The following is a 4,310-nucleotide window of genomic DNA, read 5'->3' on the forward strand; positions in this document are numbered from 1 at the left end:
GGCGTCCACCGGCCCCGGCCCCGTTCCCTGCCGACCCGGGCGACTTCCGTCACTCGGCGCTTATGGGCACGGCCGGTCTGTCACTCTGTCGTAGAACGTCAGCGACGTTCGCGAGACTGTCAGGAGCCGCACCGTGGGGCCCATTCCCTTGCAGCGGGACATCGTGCACCGTCCCGCAACCGCCGTGGCCGGTCAGGGCGACGACCCGCGTCCGGTCGCACGCACGAGCCTGCCCGGAATCCCCCAGGCGTCGTCCGCGGCCCGCAGGTTCGTCCGCGCCGCGCTGGCCGACTGGAGCGGGCTCGGCCTGCCGGGCGCCGGCGAGTTCGGCGAGCGGCTGACCGACGACGCGCTGACCGTGGCCAGCGAACTGGTCACCAACGCGGTCGTGCACGCCGGCACGACGGTCGAGCTGCTCATCCGGCTGGAGGACTCGGCCGGACCCGAGCCGCTCGCGCTCGTGCTGGAGATCACCGACCACCATCCCGCCCGTTCGGTGCGCGACGGCCGGGCCGAGCGGCCCGATCCGGCCGAATACGGCCGGGGTCTGCAGCTGGTCGCCACCCTCGCCGAATCCTGGGGCATCACCTACCGCACCGGCCTCAAGACCGTCTGGGCGCGCCTGCCCGGTGACGACCGGTTCGGGCTGCCCGACGCTCCGGGCGCAGGCGAGGCTCCCGGTCGGCAGGGGCCCCGTCCGGCCGGGAGCCTCGCCCCCGCGGGCGGGAGCACGGAGCGCGACGACGCGGGCTGGGCGGGTCGAGGAGGGCTCTCCTTCCTGGCGGAGGCGTCCGGCATGCTCGCAGGCCAGCTGGACGAGGACCTGGTGGCCGCGACAGCGGGCCCGCTCCTGGTGCCCCGGCTCGCGGACTGGTGCGCCATCTGGCTGGAGAGCGAGAGCGGCGGCCCGGGGGCCGTGCCCCGGCTCGCCGGGGTCTGGCACAGCGACGAGACCCGTGCGGCCCTGTTGCGCCCCGCGCTGGAGAAGGAACCGCTCCGGCTGCCCGGCAGCGTCGGCACCGGCCCCGTGTCCATGCCCTGGCCCGCCGGTGCCACGGCGGAGCGCGAGAGCGTCACCGGAGCCGCCCTGGCGCACCGCATCATCTCGGGCGGACGGACGCTCGGCGCCGTCCTCGTGGGACGCGAGGGCGTCGACCACATCCCCGACGAGGTCGTCGTGCTCCTCGCGGACTTCGTGCGCCGTGTCGGCCTCGCCGTGGGCGCCGCCCGCGCCTACACCCGCCAGGCCACCATCAGCCGCATCCTCCAGCGCGGACTGCTGCCCAGCAAGGTCGCCGAGATACCCGGCGTCACCAGTGCCCTGGTGTACGAGCCGGGGGACGACGGTGTCGTCGGCGGGGACTTCTACGACCTCTTCCCGTGTCCTGGCGGCCGCTGGTGCTTCGTCCTCGGTGACGTCCAGGGCAGCGGCCCCGAAGCCGCCGTCGTCACCGGTCTCGCCCGCCCCTGGCTCCGCCTGCTGTCCAGGGAGGGCTTCCGCGTCGGCGAGGTCCTCGACCGGCTCAACCGGCTCCTCCTCGACGACGCGATGGAGGCGGCCGAGGCCGCCGCCCTCATGGTCGCGGCGGCGGGCGGCCAGCAGATCCAGGACGGCACCCAGTCCCGCTTCCTCTCCCTGCTGTACGGCGACCTGGTGCCGCTCCCGGACGGCGGCGTGCGCTGCACCGTGGCCAGCGCCGGTCATCCGCTCCCGCTCCTGCTGCGCCCCGACGGATCCGTACGCCCGGCGGCCGAGCCGCAGGTGCTGCTCGGGATCGTCGAGGACGTGGCGTACGGCAGTCAGACCTTCGACCTGGCACCGGGCGACAGCCTGCTCTGCGTCACGGACGGGGTCACGGAGAGGCGCTCCGGACGGCTGATGTTCGACGACGGCGACGGCCTCGCCCGGGTACTGGCTGACTGCGCGGGGCTCTCCGCCGCCGGGATAGCCGACCGGATCAAGCGGGCCGTCCACACCTTCGCCGAGCGCCCGCCGGACGACGACCTCGCCCTGATGGTGATCCAGGTCGACTGAGACCGGGCCCACAGTCAGGCGTGCCGGGGAACTCCGGCGGCGAGCGACAATGGACGGTATGCCTTCCGTACTGCCCGATGGTGAGCCCGTGCCCGACGACGGGGCGCTGCCCCGCCACGCCCTGGAAGGCGCCGCCGACCGGCCGCTCGGCTTCTACCTGCACGTGCCCTACTGCGCCACCCGCTGCGGCTACTGCGACTTCAACACCTACACCGCGACCGAGCTGCGCGGTTCCGGCGGCGCGCTGGCCTCCCGCGACAATTACGCGACCCACCTCGTGGAGGAGGTCCGCCAGGCGCGCAAGGTGCTCGGCGACGACCCCCGCCCCGTCCGCACGGTCTTCGTCGGCGGCGGCACCCCGACGCTGCTGCCCGCAGCCGACCTGGTCAGGATGCTCGCCGCCATCCGTGAGGAGTTCGGGCTCGCGGAGGATGCCGAGATCACAACGGAGGCGAATCCGGAATCCGTCGACCCGGCCTACCTGGCGGCCCTGCGCGAGGGCGGCTTCAACCGTGTGTCCTTCGGCATGCAGAGCGCCCGGCAGCACGTCCTGAAGGTCCTGGACCGTACGCACACACCCGGCAGGCCCGAGGCCTGTGTCGCCGAGGCACGGGAAGCCGGTTTCGAGCACGTCAACCTCGACCTGATCTACGGCACCCCCGGCGAGTCCGATGACGACTGGCGGGCCTCCCTCGACGCGGCGATCGGTGCCGGGCCCGACCACGTGTCGGCGTACGCGCTGATCGTGGAGGAGGGCACCCAACTGGCGCGCCGCATCCGCCGCGGCGAGGTCCCGATGACGGACGACGACGTCCACGCCGACCGTTACCTGATCGCGGACGAGGCCATGGCGGCGGCGGGCTTCTCCTGGTACGAGGTGTCGAACTGGGCCCGCACGCCCGAGGGGCGCTGCCTGCACAACGAGCTGTACTGGCGCGGCGCCGACTGGTGGGGCGCCGGACCCGGGGCGCACAGCCACGTCGGCGGGGTGCGCTGGTGGAACGTCAAGCACCCCGGGGCGTACGCGCAGGCCCTGGCCGAGGGCCGTTCCCCGGGCGCCGGCCGTGAGATCCTGGCCGACGAGGACCGGCGGGTCGAACGCATCCTGCTGGAGCTGCGGCTCGTCGAGGGCTGCCCGCTGTCGCTGCTGGCCCCCGCGGGCCTCGCGGCGGCAGGCCGCGCGGTCGCGGACGGGCTGCTGGAGCCCGGACCGTACGCCGAGGGGCGCGCGGTCCTGACGCTGCGGGGCCGTCTGCTGGCCGACGCCGTGGTGCGGGACCTGGTGGACTGAGAGCGGGGCCCGGCCGCTCCCCGTGGCCCTTCCCTGCCGAGACGGGTCAGCCGGGCAGGGTGACGAAGTCGATCAGTTCCTCGACCCGGCCCAGCAACTGCGGCTCCAGGTCCCTGTAGGAGCCGACCCGGGACAGGATGTGCTGCCACGCGGCGCCGGTGTTCGCGGGCCAGCCCAGCGCACGGCACACCCCCGTCTTCCAGTCCTGGCCCCGAGGAACCACCGGCCACCCGGGGATGCCCACGGACGACGGCTTCACGGCCTCCCAGACGTCGATGTACGGGTGTCCCACCACGAGCACGTTCGCGTCCGTGACCTGTGCGGCGATCCGGGACTCCTTGGAACCCGGCACGAGATGGTCGACCAGCACACCCAGCCTCGCGTCCGGGCCGGGCGCGAACTCGCGCACGATCGCGGGGAGATCATCGATCCCCTCCAGGTACTCCACCACCACGCCCTCGATGCGCAGGTCGTCGCCCCAGACGCGCTCGACGAGCTCCGCGTCGTGCCGCCCCTCGACGTAGATGCGCCCCGCCCGCGCCACCCGTGCCCGCGCGCCGGGCACCGCCACCGAACCCGACGCCGTGCGCGAGGGGCGCGCCGGACCGCCCGCCGAGGGGCGTACGAGCGTGACCACCCGGCCCTCCAGCAGGAAGCCGCGCTGCACCATCGGGAAGACCCGGTGCTTGCCGAATCGGTCCTCCAGCGTGACCGTCGGCCCCTCGGCCGTCTTCTCGCACCGGATCACCGCCCCGCAGAAGCCGGTCACGGCCTCCTCGACGACGAGATCGGGCTCGGCGGGGACCTCGGGGACGGGGGAGGACTTCTTCCACGGCGGGGTCAGGTCCGGCTGGTAGCTGCGCATGGTACGACGATAAGCGGGGGCCCTTTCACCGAAGTCCTCCGAGGATGCCCCGGCCTTCAGGCCGGGGAGGAATCGGACTCCTGGGGAGCAGGGCAGGGGTAGTCGAATCGCCGTCAGGG

General features: G+C 73.8%; 3 protein-coding genes. 2 read left to right on the forward strand and 1 reads right to left on the reverse strand.

Translation table 11 applies throughout. The annotated features are described in order from the left end of the window. Window positions 1-133 precede the first annotated feature (133 nt). Both ACFU5K_RS31370 and hemW read left to right on the forward strand, forming a co-directional pair. Window positions 134-2,035, forward strand: a complete 1,902-nt coding sequence (locus tag ACFU5K_RS31370; protein WP_384067991.1) for a SpoIIE family protein phosphatase — start codon at window positions 134-136, stop codon at window positions 2,033-2,035. A 58-nt stretch (window positions 2,036-2,093) separates the two neighbouring features. Continuing rightward, window positions 2,094-3,326 (forward strand): radical SAM family heme chaperone HemW, encoded by a 1,233-nt coding sequence (hemW, locus tag ACFU5K_RS31375; RefSeq protein WP_384067994.1) that lies wholly within the window; start codon window positions 2,094-2,096, stop codon window positions 3,324-3,326. 46 nt (window positions 3,327-3,372) lie between these two features. Here the strand turns inward: hemW and ACFU5K_RS31380 are convergent, their stop codons facing one another. After that, a complete protein-coding gene (locus tag ACFU5K_RS31380; protein WP_384067997.1) occupies window positions 3,373-4,191 on the reverse strand; it encodes a DUF3097 domain-containing protein in 819 nt (272 codons plus the stop codon). Window positions 4,192-4,310 lie beyond the last annotated feature (119 nt).

Origin of the sequence: Streptomyces sp. NPDC057428, from assembly GCF_042803195.1 — a bacterium.
In the GTDB taxonomy this organism is placed as follows: domain Bacteria; phylum Actinomycetota; class Actinomycetes; order Streptomycetales; family Streptomycetaceae; genus Streptomyces.